This is a genomic window from Aristophania sp. ESL1142 (genome assembly GCF_058107345.1).
The window spans coordinates 978,062-994,327 of sequence record NZ_JBYLUH010000001.1 but is presented as its reverse complement, the minus strand read 5'-3'; the positions used below and the strand labels follow the sequence as shown (position 1 = coordinate 994,327).

General features: G+C 48.3%; 16 protein-coding genes. 12 read left to right on the top strand and 4 right to left on the bottom strand.

Annotation, left to right across the window (positions count from 1 at the left end; translation table 11 throughout):
* Positions 1-11: 11 nt before the first annotated feature.
* Complete coding sequence (locus tag AC3B6P_RS04635; protein ID WP_489804951.1) at positions 12-1,994, bottom strand: response regulator; 1,983 nt, start codon at positions 1,992-1,994, stop codon at positions 12-14.
* Positions 1,995-3,878 (bottom strand): hybrid sensor histidine kinase/response regulator, encoded by a 1,884-nt coding sequence (locus AC3B6P_RS04630; protein WP_489804950.1) that lies wholly within the window; start codon positions 3,876-3,878, stop codon positions 1,995-1,997.
* A gap of 153 nt (positions 3,879-4,031) precedes the next feature.
* On the opposite strand from AC3B6P_RS04630, the gene AC3B6P_RS04625 reads away from it, so the two are divergent.
* From AC3B6P_RS04625 to nadC, 10 genes are all read left to right on the top strand, one after another.
* Positions 4,032-4,496, top strand: a complete 465-nt coding sequence (locus AC3B6P_RS04625) for a hypothetical protein (RefSeq protein WP_489804949.1) — start codon at positions 4,032-4,034, stop codon at positions 4,494-4,496.
* Between the two features lie 42 nt (positions 4,497-4,538).
* Positions 4,539-5,264 (top strand): ATP-binding cassette domain-containing protein, encoded by a 726-nt coding sequence (locus AC3B6P_RS04620; RefSeq protein WP_489804948.1) that lies wholly within the window; start codon positions 4,539-4,541, stop codon positions 5,262-5,264.
* 12 nt (positions 5,265-5,276) lie between these two features.
* Positions 5,277-6,182: a hypothetical protein gene (locus tag AC3B6P_RS04615; protein WP_489804947.1), complete on the top strand. Its 906-nt coding sequence runs from the start codon at positions 5,277-5,279 to the stop codon at positions 6,180-6,182.
* On the top strand, positions 6,175-6,777 hold the full coding sequence (locus AC3B6P_RS04610; protein ID WP_489804946.1) for a YdcF family protein: 603 nt from the start codon (positions 6,175-6,177) through the stop codon (positions 6,775-6,777). The genes AC3B6P_RS04615 and AC3B6P_RS04610 overlap by 8 nt, the downstream gene beginning before the upstream one ends.
* 58 nt (positions 6,778-6,835) lie before the next feature.
* The gene (locus tag AC3B6P_RS04605; RefSeq protein WP_489804945.1) at positions 6,836-7,609 is read left to right on the top strand and encodes a lysophospholipid acyltransferase family protein; all 774 of its coding nucleotides are present in this window, start codon (positions 6,836-6,838) and stop codon (positions 7,607-7,609) included.
* Between the two features lie 184 nt (positions 7,610-7,793).
* Positions 7,794-8,957 (top strand): hypothetical protein, encoded by a 1,164-nt coding sequence (locus AC3B6P_RS04600; protein WP_489804944.1) that lies wholly within the window; start codon positions 7,794-7,796, stop codon positions 8,955-8,957.
* Positions 8,958-8,975: 18 nt separating this feature from the next.
* The gene (locus AC3B6P_RS04595; protein ID WP_489804943.1) at positions 8,976-9,857 is read left to right on the top strand and encodes an NUDIX hydrolase; all 882 of its coding nucleotides are present in this window, start codon (positions 8,976-8,978) and stop codon (positions 9,855-9,857) included.
* A gap of 144 nt (positions 9,858-10,001) precedes the next feature.
* Complete coding sequence (gene nadA, locus AC3B6P_RS04590; RefSeq protein WP_489805546.1) at positions 10,002-10,937, top strand: quinolinate synthase NadA; 936 nt, start codon at positions 10,002-10,004, stop codon at positions 10,935-10,937.
* Positions 10,934-12,433, top strand: coding sequence for an FAD-binding protein (locus AC3B6P_RS04585; protein ID WP_489804942.1), 1,500 nt, complete (start codon positions 10,934-10,936; stop codon positions 12,431-12,433). Before nadA ends, AC3B6P_RS04585 begins: the two co-directional genes overlap by 4 nt.
* Entirely contained in the window at positions 12,426-13,289 is an 864-nt protein-coding gene (gene nadC / locus AC3B6P_RS04580) for a carboxylating nicotinate-nucleotide diphosphorylase (RefSeq protein ID WP_489804941.1), read from the top strand. Before AC3B6P_RS04585 ends, nadC begins: the two co-directional genes overlap by 8 nt.
* Before the next feature lie 105 nt (positions 13,290-13,394).
* Here the strand turns inward: nadC and gloB are convergent, their stop codons facing one another.
* Positions 13,395-14,114 carry a hydroxyacylglutathione hydrolase gene (gloB, locus tag AC3B6P_RS04575; protein ID WP_489804940.1) on the bottom strand — a complete coding sequence of 240 codons (720 nt, stop codon included), beginning with the start codon at positions 14,112-14,114 and terminating at the stop codon, positions 13,395-13,397.
* A gap of 107 nt (positions 14,115-14,221) precedes the next feature.
* Between gloB and AC3B6P_RS04570 the strand changes: the two genes are divergently transcribed.
* Positions 14,222-14,899, top strand: coding sequence for a phosphatidylserine decarboxylase (locus AC3B6P_RS04570; RefSeq protein WP_489805545.1), 678 nt, complete (start codon positions 14,222-14,224; stop codon positions 14,897-14,899).
* Between the two features lie 21 nt (positions 14,900-14,920).
* Positions 14,921-15,817 (top strand): CDP-alcohol phosphatidyltransferase family protein, encoded by an 897-nt coding sequence (locus AC3B6P_RS04565; protein WP_489804939.1) that lies wholly within the window; start codon positions 14,921-14,923, stop codon positions 15,815-15,817.
* Here AC3B6P_RS04565 and AC3B6P_RS04560 read toward each other — a convergent pair.
* Entirely contained in the window at positions 15,748-16,263 is a 516-nt protein-coding gene (locus tag AC3B6P_RS04560; RefSeq protein WP_489804938.1) for an NADH-quinone oxidoreductase subunit B family protein, read from the bottom strand. The genes AC3B6P_RS04565 and AC3B6P_RS04560 overlap by 70 nt on opposite strands.
* Positions 16,264-16,266 lie beyond the last annotated feature (3 nt).

Below are 16,266 nucleotides of genomic sequence, written 5' to 3'. Positions count from 1 at the left end.
AAGAGGGGCCTTTAAGGGTTTTTTTCCATCACATCCTGCACAGCACGCAACAGGCGCTCCTGCGTAAAAGGTTTGGAAAGAAGAGGCACCCCTTCAAGATCAAACTGAGCGACATCGCCGCTCATAAAAAGAAATTTCATTTCAGGAAAATTTTCCTTGAAATAACGTGCACAACTTGGCCCATCATGACCAGGCATGCGCACATCCAGTACAGCCAGGTCGGGAATATAGCCTTGCCCGATCACTTCCAGAGCCTCTTCAAATGTACCAGCCGTCTTTACAAGAAAGCCATCCGCTTTCAGGAAATTGGCAACAACCAGCCTGATCATCTCTTCATCATCCAGCACCAGAACTCGTCTTGTTTCTGTTATAGCTGTATGAATGGCTTTTTCAGCGCCATGCTTTACGTCACTCTCAAGAACATGGCGGGATCCACCTATTGAACCTGTTTCAGTAGGCATTTCAGCGGTAATTGGCAGATATAGAGTCATGGTTGTTCCATGTCCGCCCTTGCTCTGGACCTGAATATCGCCATGACAACGCGTAATAAAACCATATACGCCAGAAAGTCCCAGCCCTGTCCCCTTCCCCACCTCTTTGGTTGTAAAGAACGGGTCAAAAATACGGTCAATAATCTCTGGTGGAATTCCCTCTCCCTCATCGCTCACATCCAGCGCAACTGCGTGACAGGACGAGCATGATGGTGGTACGTTTTCAAGAGGGTGCTCGACAAGACGCACTCTTATTTCGACTTTTCCCCCATGAGGCATGGCATCACGTGCATTAACACAAAGATTCAGCAACGCCATTTCAAGCTGTTGTGGATCTGTCAGAACAGGAGGAATTCCCTCAGGAATGGAATGAATGACCAGCTGGCATTTCTGGCCAGTGCCACGAAGACTTTGCTCCAATATATCCTGCAAGTCCTCAAGGCACTGCTTGATTGGTACATCTTTCAGGTCATCCTGCCGCGAGCGACCAAATTGCAAGAGACGCCGCGTTAAGGCAGCGCCACGTTTTATAGCGTCCTGCGCCTGAGAGAGAATTTGGTGGCCCTGCTTGTTATCTTCTCCAATATCATCTTCCAGAAGCTCCAGAGACCCGGAAATCGCAGCCAGAAGATTATTGAAATCATGTGCAACCCCTCCTGCCAGGGTTCCTAAAGATTCAAGGCGCTCTGCCTGACGCAACTGCGTTTCAACAATCACGCGACGTGTCACGTCGCGATCAAGGCATACCTGCCAGGCCCGATCCTGAGAGACATCTCTTGGCCAGGCAAGTGAAAGACGGCTTAATTCATGCCAACGCGTTTTACTGGCACCTTTTTGAGTCTCAATAACTTCAGGCACCAAACGTTCAGACTGTCCCTTCCGGCGTGTTTCTTCCCGCATTTCCAGAATATCCTGACGCAGGCTCTCAGGATAATGTGTTAACTCTTCAGACCAGTTTTCAACCATCGTCTCAGGCACGTTGCTTCTGATCGCATGGCCATCTGCGTCAGAAAAAACCAGACGCAAAGGTAGGGCATCCATCAACCCCCTTAAAAGAGCCTGCTCAGTGCGCAAAGCCCTTTGTGACAAACAATGCTGCGTCACTTCTGCAACCAGCGTGCAGAGCGCATCAGCCTCCCAGGGTTTGTGAATATAAGCCTGAACATGCCCCTCATTGAGGGCAGAGACAACCGCCTCAAGGTCTGCATAACCTGTCAATAAAATGCTTCTTGCATCTGAGATTTCTCCCGCTTTTGCGAGAAAACGGTCTCCCATCAGGCCTGGCATACGCTGGTCGGAAATAATTGTTACAATCTCAGGATGTTGGGCCAGAAGCTTAAGAGCTTCAAGAGGATTGGTGGTGCTTAAGAGCGTATAATGCTCTTCGAGAATATCACTTAAGGCAACGAGGATCTCTTCTTCATCATCAACTAAAAGAATGGTTGGCCTGTAATCATCAGGCAACAGGAATGGATTTCCCCTTTTTGCCGAATCTTTAACCATTTATTTCACACGCCCCTTTGCTTTTAATCCTTCAGGTGTTTCTTCAACCGGAATCAAGAATTTAAAATAAGTTCCCTTACGTTTTTCGTTTATTTCACCAGAACATCCTTCTGCTCCTGACCCGACTTCAATCGTTCCTCCATGCGCTTCCACCACACCATGGGCGATCGCCAGTCCCAGTCCGGTCCCTTCACCGACTGCTTTTGTCGTAAAGAAAGGGTCAAAAATCCTGTGACGGACTTTTTCATCAAGACCAGGTCCATCATCACAGACAGACATCACATATAGCCCATCCTGCAAATATGTCCTGATCTCAATATGGCCCGAAGGCATTTTCCCTGGTTCACTGACAGACGCAATGGCATCTGCTGCATTGGAAATAATATTCATGATTGCCTGATTAATCAGCGATGCCTGACAGATCAGATAAGGGGGGGCTTCAAGTTTTTGTTCAACGATAATTCCCTTGCCAAGTTTATGCGCCAGAAGTGTCAAAGTGGTTTCCAGAGCATCTGCAACATCAACTTTCTGGAAACTTGTTTCATCAAGACGTGAAAAACGCCGCAAACCCAGCACCAAGTTCTGAATACGCTGCAAGCCGATTTTCATCGCTTTCAGGCGGTCATACCCTTTTTTTAATTTATTAAGGACATCATCAGGTAAGGGCTCTTTCTGTAATAAGCTCAGATTTTTTGCCACAGTTTCAGCATGGCTGATCGTAAAAGCCAGTGGATTATTAATTTCATGAGCAATACCGGCAACTAGCTCCCCTAAAGAAGCCATTTTGGCTGTATGGACGAGTTTTGCCTGCGTCTGAATCAGTTCAGAATTTGTATGGGCGAGATCCTGATTGGCACGCTCCAGAGCATCAGCCATTTCAGCCTTTGCCCGAGCCGCTTCATAAGTAATGGCAGCTATCTGACGCTCTGCCTCCTGTTGGCGAAAACTCTCTTCAGCCATGCGCCGCTGTGCCAATGTGCGGATACGCAGAGCCAGGACATCCAGGGAAATATCGCTGGGAACAAGATCATCAATCCCGGCCTCAAGGAAAACAACTGAAGATTGCTGGCGGAACTGGCCTGCTTCAACAATGCCTAATATACGAAAGGGTGTCCCTCCCGCTTCCTGAATAGCTTTCCTGCGTCTTTCAAGTAACTGACAGAAAGCAAGATCATGTTCACTCTGACCAAGATCGACCAACACAAGACAATCAGGAGCGGCACTACCACCTAGCCACCCCCCTTCAATCAGATCAGAAGAGCGTTCAACCGATGTAACAGTATAGCCATCACGCCAGAGAAGCTCGCCCAGACCAGGCCCTTCAACCTCGTCATCCTCATCTTGCTCGCTATCAAGCTGCTCAAGCTGAGGGTTATCCCAGAAACTTTGCAGGGAATCATCTGTGGGAGGATTCACAATAACGATACGGGCACGACGCAACTCAGGCGACGTATCTTTGGGGATTCGTTCTACACCTGACTGCAGCAGGGCACGAATACGGAGCAATAACAGATCCGGGTGGGCAGAGCGCGAAATATAGGCATCTGCTCCACTTTCCAGACCATCACGTTCCATGCCTGAAAGAACGTCTTCAGTCAGCATCAGGACAGGCACTGAACGGAAACGGGAATCGAGGCGAAGACGACGCACAAGCTGGCCGGCACTCATGCCCTCAAGCCATGTACAGACAACAAGAAGGTCAGGCAGACAATCAGCCTTCAGACCCTTTTCCAGCTCCGGCAGAGCATTTTCCGCTGTTTCAACACAAGCGACAGTGAAGCCCTGTGCCAGGAAAAGCTCTTTGACTTTTCCCCTTTCCTCCCCCTCGGGTTCAACAAGCAGAATGGTTGTTTTTTCTACTTCAGAGGGAGAAAATATTTGCATAATAACCCCTTTATCTACCAGGCAAGAGATAAGAACGAGCTCATAGAACTTGCAGTTAACTATAACTGCGCTAGAATCACAAACCCATCATTAAGAAACAATGATGGGTTTGTGATATAAAGCCCTTATGGATAAGGTCAGGATATATTCTTTATGGACCAGATTTCATCTCAACAGACGACATCAAAGCCCGAACGTATGACTCAACCTTCTGGGTCTGGTTCTTCCTTTCCTCGTCTGCCATCTCATCCTCATTCCCCTACCGCTGGATCTTTCATCCTGACAGGGTTCAGAACGACACTCTGGGCTATTTTCCATTTTTCTTTCTGTTTTTTACTCCAGATTTGCGAGCTTTTTGCCCCCTTGCTCCTGATTATTGGCTTCGGCTGGAGCTGTTTGCCCGCATTGATTGGAGTTGTAAGTAAAAATGTATCAACTGTTAGTAACGACCCCCAGACAAAAGACCTGGTTGGCCATATTACCCAGTCTGTCCCAACACAACTGGAATTTATGGGACATATCATCACGCCACATGGATTGATTTTTGACGGTTTCCTTCTCATGGCCGCAGCTGCCTTCTGTGCAACAGCCGCCACGTGGCTGGGACGCCGCCTCTAATAGCCATTCTGCTCCGCTTTCCGCCTTGCTGACGACGACTTTATGATCGAGCTGCGCAATCTGACCTTACCCCTTTCGCAGGATTATCATCCGCAAAAGCAGCAGACACTCTCTCTTCGCCTTGAAAGTGGTGCTCATTACTGGCTTGCAGGACCACCTGAGAGCGGAAAAACAAGCTTGCTTGATATCCTCGCCCTGCAACGTAACTTTACGTCCGGTTCTCTCAGTATGTTCGGCCTTGAGATTAACAGAAAGCTCCCACCCAAAACCCTGTCGCTCTTACGGGCCCGCACAGGTTATATCGCCGACCAGCCGGAATTTATTGAAACCTGGACCTTATTTGATAATGTCGCCCTCCCTATGCGTCTTAATCACTATGACAGAAAAACCATCCTGCGGGATACGACAAGCATCCTCAGATGGCTGGGGCTGGACAATATAGCACAGACACTACCCAAAAACCTTTCACATACAGAAAGGCTGAAATTAGCCGTTGCGCGTGCCCTTATCATCAGACCAGCCTTATTGCTCATTGACAAGTTGGCTCTGAGCATAAACCCCGCCCTGCGTAATAAACTCATGATCCTGCTAAAAGATATGATCCGTTCCGGCAGGACCATTATCGTTACCGCTACGGATACAACAGACATTATCAAAGCCTTGCCAGCCCCTCTTATAACCCTCCCCAGCCTCGGCAGCAGTATTCATAATGAGCTGGAGGCCCGTTCGACAGAAAGGCCTTTTTCTCCAGATCCTCAAAGCCGGTGAAATCAAGGTGTAATGAGAGCACTCAAAACCTTTCCCCCCCTTATCCCCCGTCTTTGCTCGAATTTTCTTCCTTTTTTTGCAGCATTGGCTCTTTTACTCACCGCTTCAGGGCTGAATGTTACGGTTGGCACCCATATTCTTGTCAAAAACTGGCAACAGCGTCTGGCTCATCGTGTCCTTATCACTTTGCCACAAGCCTCCCCTCCAGAGCAGGCAGATGCTTTACCTCCGAAAGAAATCCTTCTCCAGCTTCTGCGTAATGACGCGAAAATACGAGATGTAAAAATCATGACAGAGGCCGAAATGAAACACCTCATGTCACAATGGGGCAGTTCATGGACAGCCCCTTTCCCTCTGATCGTCAGCTTTCCCTATGAAGGCAAACAGCAGGATCTTGAAGAACTTGTCAGACGGAAACTTCCAGATGCGATGGTCGTTTTTCCCCCTGATGTCACACAGGGACTCTCCTCCATTCTTCGTCCTCTTCAACTGGCAGGGAATTTTGTTTCACTGTTCCTTATTCTGACAGGCGAAGCAGTCTTTATTCTGAGCTTCATATTATCTCTTTCCCACGGCTGGCAAAAACATCTTACCAGCCTGAAAATCCTTTTCCATAGCGGTTGCTCTGAGCAGATTTTTTTTCGCAGCCTGCAACGTCAGATAGGGTGGCGCTGTCTGGCAGGCGGTTACGCAGGTCTCATGATTATGGTACCCTTCCTCAATATCATGACATCCATCTTACGGCCTCTCATGCACCTTCCCACTCAACCTGACCGTCTGGATAATATTTTTTTTCATAATCCGTTTGGACCATTCCTCACTTTTTCCCTGCTTTTATGGCCTGTTCTGAACTGCCTGGTCGGATGGGGACTAGCCGCCTGTTTCCTTCGGCACCCTTCAAGGCGCTTTTATGAATAATCAGGCAACGAAGCCCAAACTCTCCACCTATCTGTTATGGGCCATGCTCAGCCTGTCGGCGCTCTATCTCTCCGGTTTCCTTTTCTTTTCCTATTCCGTCACCAGGCACTCTGCCCCTCCTGTGACGCCTCCATCGGGCAATTTTGATATTGTCGTTTTCACGGGAGGAAAGGACAGGGTTAAAACAGCCCTTTCCCTTCTAGAGAAAAATCCTTCAGCCCAGCTGCTCATTTCTGGCGTAGACGCTAAAACCGGGCTGCACCAGCTTCTCTACAGCACAGAGAACATTTTATTCCCTACCAGTTTATATACCCACATTACCTTAGGCCATCGCGCCCTCAGCACGATAGGAAACGCTCAGGAAACAGCAGAATGGGTGATGCATAATCATAGCCATACCCTTTTAATCGTGACCTCCGCCTACCATATGCCCCGCGCATTAGCTGAACTCCGAAAAGCCGGACCTGATCTACAGCTCATTCCCTATAGGGTCCTTTCATCCGATCCCGAACAGGTCTTTACATTGAACCGCTTTAAAATTCTCTGCGGGGAATATATAAAATTTACAGGTGTGATCCTGCGAAATTTTCTTTAAAATCAGGGCCTCTTTCTAAAACCCAAAATGATGACATTCCCTTCATGCAGGAGATATTATGAGCTTTCTTCGTGGTGCCGCTTTTAATCTTTACCTGCTAGTTCTGACCCTTACGATGGGGTTGGGAGCACTCCCTATACGCTTTTTCCATCAGAAAAACCTTGCCCTGCGTTATGCACAAACATGGTCTCGTGCGGTTCTGTGGGGTCTTAGCCATATCTGCTCTATTAAAATCGAGATAAGAGGACGTGAAAACCTCCCTGATAGTCCCTGCCTGATTGCTTCCCAGCATCAGTCTTTTTTTGATGGGTTTATATGGATGAATACTGTTCCATACCCTGCCTATATTATCAAAAAAGAACTTACGCGCATTCCCTTCGTTGGCCCCATGCTCCTTCTAAGCGGTATGATTGCCGTGGATCGACAGGGAGGCTCACAAGCACTTCGAGATATGATGGATGCCACCTCAGAGGCACAGAAGGACGGCAGACAGATTATTCTTTTTCCCCAGGGAACACGCACACTTCCTGGTGTAAAAGCACCTATCCAGAACGGAATTGTTGCTATCGCTAGGCAGATAGAAGGACCGGTCATTCCCGTTGTAACCAATTCTGGATTTTTCTGGCCCCGCTCTCCCTGGCGCAAATATCCAGGCACCTTAATTGTTGCCATCGGGAAAGCCCTCCCCCCGACAAAAGGACGAGAACTGATCACAACCCTTGATCTTGCATGGAGTGAATTGTGCAAAACCCACAATATTGCCTATTATCCTGTGGATAACTCTGTGGACTCAAAAATAATAAAAAAACCTGGAACTCAGGAACCAGTGTAAAATCTGCCGTCTACAACAAAAAAGCCCTCTTTATGCTCCTTTCTTTAGGGCGTTTAAAAGCCGCAGAATTCTGCCAAGAGATTAACAATTTATCTTTCAGGAATCTTCTTGACAAATAGGTCTATAATTTTCCATCTACACAATTTAGTTATTACAAGCACTTAATAAGAACTGGGGATAAATTATGGAAGATCATTATTCGAACAATACAGAATATCAAAAAGACGCACCTTCCAGATTGAAGTTTTTTATTCTTACCGGTGTTATTAGCGCTCTCATTGCGACTCTTCTGATCATTGATTCCGTTGCCTATTTTCAACTTCAGCATCGCATGACCCATCAGGTAGAAGCCATCAAGGCACAGGCACGTTCAAATGGAGAGAAAATTCGTTTCGAGATTACCAAAAGAGGTGGATGGCCCTTTGGTGCATGGGTTAAAATCGACTCTCCTCAATTCAGCCAGACAGAACAGGAACCCTTTGTTTCATTTCTCGGCACAGCTACACGTATCGGAGGAACATGGGAAGACTGGTTCAAGGGATTTACCCGCTATCATGCTGTGCCCTTTACCCTGGTCGGTAAAAATGTCATCGCCATATCAGATGAACCCTATACAGCCATTATTTTCCTAGAAAATGTGCGTTTTTATAAACCGACAGATCGAGCCCGTAATAAAGGGGCAAAAGTACCATTTTCTCTCCAGCAGATCCAGTTCGACCTCAAAAAAAATGATATTCCCGTCAACACATTAACGCTTCATGAGATTAAAGGTATCGTCAAAAACAATGAAGGGACAGACCCCCAGTCCGCTTCACTCGCCTTAGACGCCTCTGCTGAACGTGCTGAAACCCTCATCCATAATCCTGGCAGCCCCATAAACCTTGAGATCAGCCATATGCACTTGGCTTTTAACGCTCTTCAGGACTCACATAACCCTGCCTTTACATTGCAGGATTACAGTTTTCAGCTCCCTTCAATGGCTCTCCCCTCAACATCGCATGATAAGAACACACAGGAAAAATCTCCCATACCGGCCATTGCACTGTCAGGTAAATTCTCGCCAGACACAAAATCAGGTGAACTTACACTTAAGGTTGATGCATGGCGTGATTTAATCAAATCAACCTATCATCATTTTGGCAAAGCAATTACAGGAGAAGAAATTTCCCCCTTCTCTGAAGCGTTATTAGACAAACTCCTAAGGAGCGATCATGATGATGCTGAAAAACCACTGGTCATATCTGCCTCTATGAGGAATGGAAAAATGGAAAAGCTTGATATGGGCAGTCTTCAACCGCTCTTCCAGTTATTTGCCGACGCTAACAATGCGGCCTCCAACGCTCCATAAAGGTTTCAAAACGTTCCTATGTCCTCAATGCTTTGCGAAGTTGACCTAATTGCCATCCTCGTAACATTGGGACATGCAGCGCCTATGGTTCTGGTAAGAGATGAAAATACCCTGCCTTCCGGTCCTCTTGATGCACAACGCGCCTCACTTCAGCGCGGCTTTCATCATTGGGCCGCGAAACTGACGGGATGCAGCTCGATCCATACCATGGAACAGCTTTATACTTTCGCTGACCAGACGGCAGAAGGCGCTGCACGGCGCCTTATCAGCATTTCCTATCTCGCCATTTCACCAGCCTTATCTGATGAAGGAAATGCACTCAAATCATTTTATAATTATTTTCCTTGGGAAGACCGGCGTTCCAGAAGAAATGCCGCGTCCCTGACAGAACTGACTGAGCAACTCATAAGATGGGCAGATAATCACCCGCAAAAAATGGCGCGGATTCATCATTATTTTGGCTTACAGAATAATGGCTGGGACGATGAAAAGGTTCTTGATCGTTACGAACTCCTATGGGAGGCAGGTCTCGTTGGCGAGTCTGCCTGCGGGCAGGCAAAACCTTTCAGCGGAACACCCATGGCGCATGACCATAGACGCATCCTGGCAACGGCCCTTTCACGAATCCGCAGTAAAGTACGTTACAGCGCTATGATTTTCAGCTTCCTCCCCGACATTTTTACTTTCAATCAGCTTCAGCATGCGATGGAAACTGTCACAGGCAGACTGATTCATAAATCAAATTTCAGAAGGCTGGTCCTTAATCAGAAATTACTGGAGGAAACCAACCATTTTAAAGGATCATCACCTGGTCGCCCGGCGCGTTTTTACCGCTTTTGCCAAAAACGTGATGTGAGTTGTTACCTCGCTGGTGCTAATTTGCCCCTCAAAGAAAAATAATATCTTTTTATATCTGGTTATTTGTTTTTTTGTCCCTATCTTATACTCAAGTTGAGTATAAATACCCCTACATGATTTTTTCTCAGGAACAACTCGATGCTTCGAGATAACACGGTACCCTCTTCCGCCGCTTCTTTCCTTTCCATGACCGGATCAATTTCACCCAAAAAGTGGGAATCCGATTATGCAGAAGACGCAGAAGCGATCCAAAGACTTAAAAAAGAACGTAATGCCGTTATTCTGGCCCATAATTACCAGACACCGGAAATTTTCCTCTCTGTTGCCGATATTAAGGGAGACAGCCTGGCACTGGCCCGTGAAGCACAGAACCTAAAAGAACAGGTCGTGGTTATGGCCGGTGTGCATTTCATGGCAGAGACCGTGAAATTGCTGAACCCAGAAAAGACGGTTCTGATCCCTGATCTGAAGGCAGGATGTTCCCTCGCTGAAGGCATTACGGCTGAAAATGTGCGTGCCCTCAAGGCTGCACATCCTGGTGTACCTGTCGTCACATATGTGAATAGTACTGTCGCCGTTAAAGCTGAGACCGATATTTGCTGCACCTCGGGAAATGCACGCAAAGTCGTTGAAAGTCTTGGTGTGCCAGAAGTTATTATGATCCCAGACGAAAATCTGGCCCGTAATATCGAAAAAGAAACAGGTATCAAAATGTATACCTGGCCTGCTTATTGCGAAGTCCATAGAGAGTTTACACCAGAAGAGATTGCTACCTACCGGAAAAATTTTGCCCCTGTAACCGTCATTGCTCATCCGGAATGTAGCCCAGAGGTCGTTGCTGCCTCTGATATGTCTGGCTCCACTGCTGAGATGCTGCATTATGTCGCTGAGAAAAAACCGGAAAGAGTTCTCTTGATTACGGAATGTTCCATGACGCGTAATCTAGCAGCCCTCTATCCTCAGACCCAATTTATAGGGCCATGCAATTTCTGTCCGCATATGAAGCGAATCACCCTGAAAAACATCAGACGATCACTTGAGACACTCTCCCCTGAAGTAACAATTGATCCCAACTTGCAGGCTCCTGCCCGCCGCGCTGTTGAACGGATGTTGCAGGTGTGAGCCAGTCTCTTGCCATCCTTGAGGCTTATAAAGACTGGCCGATTATTATCGGAGGGGGACTTGCCGCCTATTCTGCGGCATTACATCTCGACAAACCTTGTCTGATCGTCACACCCGATGCTCAGGCAGAGCTGACCTCCAGCCACTTGGCCCAAGGAGGCATGTGCGCGGCAATAGGGCCGGGGGATAGCCCTCACTGCCATGCTGAAGACACGTTGAAGGCAGGCGCAGGCTTATGCGACGAAACCGCCGTCAGAGCCTTTACTGAAGCAGGACCGTCAGCTGTAAAGACCCTTTTAAACTGGGGCGTCCCTCTGGCACATGATGATAAAGGCAGACTGGCCCTGCACCTGGAAGCAGCACATCAACATCCCCGGATCGTTTTCGCGGGGGGGGACCGCACCGGGGCAAGCATCATGAAAAGTGTGTTGAAACAGGCCCGGATGCGAAGCAACATCCATCATCTTTCCCCCCACCGTCTTTTAAGACTTGATGTTCAGGAAGGCAGCCTTAGAGGAATCTGGACCAGTGCAGGCTATATCGCTACGTCATGCTGCATTCTCGCTGCTGGCAGCATAGGGGGCCTTTATCATCACACAACCATTCCTCTGGCGAATAAAGGGCATGTTTTAGGAATAGCCTTACGGGCAGGTCTGGAGGCAATAGATCTGGAATTTACCCAATTTCATCCCACTGCCCTTCGAAGCCCTCTTCTGACTGGCCGCCTGCCTCTTATTAGTGAAGCTGTGCGCGGTGCTGGGGCGCTCCTCACCACAGAAACAGGAGAACGCTTTGTCAATGAACTCGCTCCACGTGATGTCGTAGGCCGTGCAATCGCAGCACAAATCAGCCAAGGACATGAAGTGTTCCTTCAGGCAATGTCACTACCAAAAGGACGTTTCAGCACGCTTTTCCCCGGAATTACGGAATCATGCCGCGCGATAGCCATTAACCCGGACACGCAGCCGATCCCTGTTCAACCTGCCATGCACTATCATATGGGCGGGCTTAAAGTAGACTTACGGGGACGGACATCAGTGAATGGCATCTGGGCCTGTGGTGAAATTGCCTGTACTGGCCTGCATGGTGCTAATCGTCTGGCAAGCAATTCCTTGCTTGAAGCATTGGTAGCAGGAAAATGGGTCGCAGAAGATATTCAGGGCCTGTTTCTGCAATCAACTTCCATAATGCAATCTTCCTCGATTCCCTATTTCGCTTCATCCGGCTGGACAGAAAATGCGTTCATGGAACGTCACCTGGGAATCATCCGTGATGCAACAGGTCTCAGCCAATTTCTTGAGCACATCCTTCCCCTGGCGCCCTTTAATGATTGTGCTCTGACAGCCGCCCTTGTCGGCTTAGCGGCACTCAAACGTCAGGAGTCACGCGGGGGGCACTGGCGAAGTGACTATCCTGAAACACAAACCATTGCAAAAAGACAAAGCTTTACGATCAGTGATTTACCCAATTGTACGGAGTTCGTGCATCATGACTGAAACGCTTTTCCTCCCTGATCTCTTATGGGAACCCCTTATCAGGACAGCATTACTCGAAGATTTCGGCACAGGGGGTGACGTCACAACACAGTCTTTACTAGCAGGACCACAAAAACGCTTGAAAGCCTATTTCAAAGCAAGGCAAAACGGTGTCGTTGCTGGGCTTCCCGGAGCACGCCTGGCCTTCCAGCTTCTCGATCAGGACGTGCATTTCCATTATCTGAGACGTGATGGCGATATCATTACGCCAGGCGATGTGATTGCCACTATTGAAGGTCCTGCTGCGGCAGTGTTAGGTGGTGAACGTGTTGCCCTTAACCTGCTTTCACATTTAAGTGGCATTGCTTCCACCACAGCACAAATTGTCAGAGCTGTTGAAGGTTGTCCTGTAGATATCTGTTGCACACGCAAAACATTGCCAGGATTAAGGGCCCTGCAAAAATATGCCGTCCGTGCAGGAGGAGGAAGCAATCACCGCCACCGCCTTGATGATGCTATCATGCTAAAAGATAATCATATTGCCCTTTTTGAAGGTGACCTTATCGCTGCCCTACAAGCTGCGCGACAAAGAGCGGGCCACCTTATGAAGATAGAGCTTGAAGTTGACTCTCTTGAACAACTTGAAACAGCTCTTTCTGTCAGTATTGCTGATGCTTATCTCCTTGATAACATGAGCCCCGATACGCTGCGACAGGCTGTCAGAATGATCGATCACCGTGCCATTGCTGAGGCTTCAGGCGGCATCACACCTGAAACAGCGCGCTCTATCGCAGAAACTGGTGTTGATGTGCTCTCACTCGGCTGGCTCACCCATAGTGTAAAAGCCCTGGATATCGGGCTTGATTCTCTGCCGTAATTATAACGCTTCTCATAGACTGGCCTGATCAAAACAGAAAGAGCCACCCTGTTTCGATCAGGCCTTAAAACGAGCACTGAGAGTGCTACCTGCCAACACAGACCTTCAGAACTGGTCTTTCAGCTTTCTGATATAAGCAAATTCCTCTGATGTTTTTGCCCTGATGAACGGATTATAGGCCCGCTCTGTTCCTAAGGGTACAGGCAGGGTTGGTTTCTGTTCTAGTCGCAGCTTTCTGACCTCTTCTTCCCTTTCCTGAAAAACCTTATGATCGACAGAAGAAACTGAGGGCGGGAGTGATTTAATAAATTCCAAATTTCCTTGTGTATATTCGTGCCCGGCACATAAGAGCGTTTCATCAGGAAGGGCATCATAAGCTTTAATGCTTTTAAAAAGCTCTGATGCCGTTCCTTCAAAAAGACGCCCACAACCACCACTAAAAAGCACATCACCGCTTATTAAAGCCGGAATTTGCGGGTTATAATATGTAAGGTGCCCTTTTGCATGACCTGGAGAGGCAAGAACCCTGAGGGTAATATCCTCAAATTCAAACACTTCTCCCCCTTGTAACGCATGACCGCAAGTAGGATTACAATTTTCCGGGCCATAAACTGGGGCCTTATATATCTCACCCAAACGAGTAGCCCCTGCCATATGATCTCCATGATGATGGGTTATAAAGATCGCTGTCAGTTTCCTATTCTGAAGTCTTTGCTCAATTGGTACGACTTCCCCCGGATCGAAAAGCAATGCGGATTTTGAAGAATATAAAAGCCACGCATAATTATCCTTAAGGATACTGATTGGCTCAATTTTCACTGGCATTTGCAATACTCCCCTTAAAAGGCTATTCCCTTAATATTCTATATATCACATAAAGACTGACCCGCTGCCCTTCTGTGAACGGGCAGGTTACTGAGAGCCTGATTGCCATGTCCCTGTTAAAATCCCTCAAACTTGTTATTTCAAGGCCACACCCTGCCGGCCTTCCCTTCATTATAGGGGGAATATTGGGGGCTGTGACAGGGAAGGTAACTCCTTGGCGTTTTACCAAGGTTTTAGGGTGTGCCAGCCTGTGGTTTGCGGCTTTCAGTGCCTATTTCTTCCGTAATCCCAAACGCGTGACACCCCAGGGGGATAAGCTCGTTATTGCGGCGGCTGATGGCCGTGTGACAGGGATTGCGCAAGTCCCCCCCCCCGCTGCGCTGGAAATGGGGTCAGCTCCGGTCTGGCGGGTTTCAATCTTCCTCTCTGTGCTTGATGTCCATGTCAACCGTATGCCTGTCAGCGGCGAAGTGACGAAAATCGCCTATCATAAAGGCCAGTTCCTTAATGCCAGTCTGGACAAGGCATCTGAGAAAAATGAACGCAATGAGCTCCGCGTTACCATGCAGGATGGCCGTCAGGTTGCCGTTGTACAGATTGCTGGGTTGATTGCCCGCAGGATTCTCTGTGAGGCTCATGAAGGCGATACACTGAAAGCCGGTGATCTGTTCGGGTTAATCCGCTTTGGTTCCCGCACTGATATTTATCTCCCACCCGATGTTGTCCCCTGTGTCCTAGAAGGCCAGACCATGATTGGTGGGGAAACGATTATAGCGCATCTGTAACTGCAACATCGGCAACTTTATATGGCTGCAAACGATTCCTCCCCAGCACCAAAATACAGTAACAAAACATCTCGCCATATCAGACGGCGTGCTCGGATCAGGGGACTTTCCTTCAACAGGCTGATTCCCAATCTTCTGACCATGCTGGGCCTTTGTGCAGGATTAAATGCAATCAAATTCGCGTTCCTTCATAATTTCCAGCATGCTGTCATCGCTTTGCTGATTGCAGCCTGCATCGACGGACTGGACGGACGTATTGCCCGCATGCTGAAAGGAACCTCTCGTTTTGGCGCTGAGTTTGACAGCCTTTCTGACTTTGTCTGTTTTGGAGTAGCACCTCCTATTGTCCTTTCAATGTGGGGTCTTCCTTTTACTGAACGCTTTGCCTTCATTCCCTGTGTAATGTTCACAGTCTGCATGGCTCTGCGTTTGGCACGTTTTAATGCAGCCCTTGATGACGATACCCCCTCTTACGCTGCGGGTTTTTTCTCTGGTGTTCCAGCACCTGCTGGTGGAGGTATGGCACTTTTCCCTGTTTTTCTGGGTCTGGAAGCGCATCATAATGGCTGGGGCAGGATTGAGGCTTTTTCTCACTCGCCATATCTCGTGGCATCCTGTCTGATTTTGGTCGCCTGTCTGCTTGTCTCTACCCTGCCTGTCTGGTCTTTCAAAAACTTTAAGGTACCGTCACCTGCAATCCTGCCTTTATTATTAGGCACAGGCCTCTATGCTGCCTTCCTAGTCGCAGCTCCCTGGGCAGCTTTGGCTGGAGCCGGGCTTCTCTATTTATGCTTATTACCGTTTTCCCGCCGCTCCTACTGGCGTTTACGCAAGGAAGCCGAAGAGACTCACTCTGCCGCTCTGACAACTGAGGAAGAGTCTCCCCAGACTTCTTCCGCCAATATGCCCAAAGCTTGAAATATATCCTGTGGTGCAGGGGGGCAGCCTTTAATCACTTGATAATGACGACTCAGAGACTGAACCCCCCCTAATACGGCGTAAGAAGCTGTAAAAGGGCCCCCATTGAGAGCACATCCCCCAACAGCGACCATCATTTTACGGGCTGGCATGGACTGCCATGCTTCCAGCAAAGTGCCAGCATTGCTTCTGGTTACAGCACCTGTCACTAACAGCCAGTCCGCTTCGCCCGGCATGGCGACAAATTCAAACCCGTTGGCTTTCAGAGAAAAAGCACCTCCAGCCAGTGTTTTCAGCTCCATGGCACAGCCTTCACAGCTTCCCGTTTCGAGAGCATAAAGCCGGATCAATGAAGACGCTTTTCTCTTTTCTGGCTGAGAAAGTTTAAACTGCCGGGCATCCCATAAAGCCTGTAGCCACGTCACAGCTGTCAGATGTGAAGACATTGC

What these genes read in the sequence shown, in the direction of transcription:
- AC3B6P_RS04635 (WP_489804951.1), bottom strand. Translation starts at nt 1,994, where the DNA reads ATGGTTAAAGATTCGGCAAAAAGGGGAAATCCATTCCTGTTGCCTGAT.
- AC3B6P_RS04630 (WP_489804950.1), bottom strand. Translation starts at nt 3,878, where the DNA reads ATGCAAATATTTTCTCCCTCTGAAGTAGAAAAAACAACCATTCTGCTT.
- AC3B6P_RS04625 (WP_489804949.1), top strand. Translation starts at nt 4,032, where the DNA reads ATGGACCAGATTTCATCTCAACAGACGACATCAAAGCCCGAACGTATG.
- AC3B6P_RS04620 (WP_489804948.1), top strand. Translation starts at nt 4,539, where the DNA reads ATGATCGAGCTGCGCAATCTGACCTTACCCCTTTCGCAGGATTATCAT.
- AC3B6P_RS04615 (WP_489804947.1), top strand. Translation starts at nt 5,277, where the DNA reads ATGAGAGCACTCAAAACCTTTCCCCCCCTTATCCCCCGTCTTTGCTCG.
- AC3B6P_RS04610 (WP_489804946.1), top strand. Translation starts at nt 6,175, where the DNA reads ATGAATAATCAGGCAACGAAGCCCAAACTCTCCACCTATCTGTTATGG.
- AC3B6P_RS04605 (WP_489804945.1), top strand. Translation starts at nt 6,836, where the DNA reads ATGAGCTTTCTTCGTGGTGCCGCTTTTAATCTTTACCTGCTAGTTCTG.
- AC3B6P_RS04600 (WP_489804944.1), top strand. Translation starts at nt 7,794, where the DNA reads ATGGAAGATCATTATTCGAACAATACAGAATATCAAAAAGACGCACCT.
- AC3B6P_RS04595 (WP_489804943.1), top strand. Translation starts at nt 8,976, where the DNA reads ATGTCCTCAATGCTTTGCGAAGTTGACCTAATTGCCATCCTCGTAACA.
- nadA (WP_489805546.1), top strand. Translation starts at nt 10,002, where the DNA reads ATGACCGGATCAATTTCACCCAAAAAGTGGGAATCCGATTATGCAGAA.
- nadC (WP_489804941.1), top strand. Translation starts at nt 12,426, where the DNA reads ATGACTGAAACGCTTTTCCTCCCTGATCTCTTATGGGAACCCCTTATC.
- gloB (WP_489804940.1), bottom strand. Translation starts at nt 14,114, where the DNA reads ATGCCAGTGAAAATTGAGCCAATCAGTATCCTTAAGGATAATTATGCG.
- AC3B6P_RS04570 (WP_489805545.1), top strand. Translation starts at nt 14,222, where the DNA reads ATGTCCCTGTTAAAATCCCTCAAACTTGTTATTTCAAGGCCACACCCT.
- AC3B6P_RS04565 (WP_489804939.1), top strand. Translation starts at nt 14,921, where the DNA reads ATGGCTGCAAACGATTCCTCCCCAGCACCAAAATACAGTAACAAAACA.
- AC3B6P_RS04560 (WP_489804938.1), bottom strand. Translation starts at nt 16,263, where the DNA reads ATGTCTTCACATCTGACAGCTGTGACGTGGCTACAGGCTTTATGGGAT.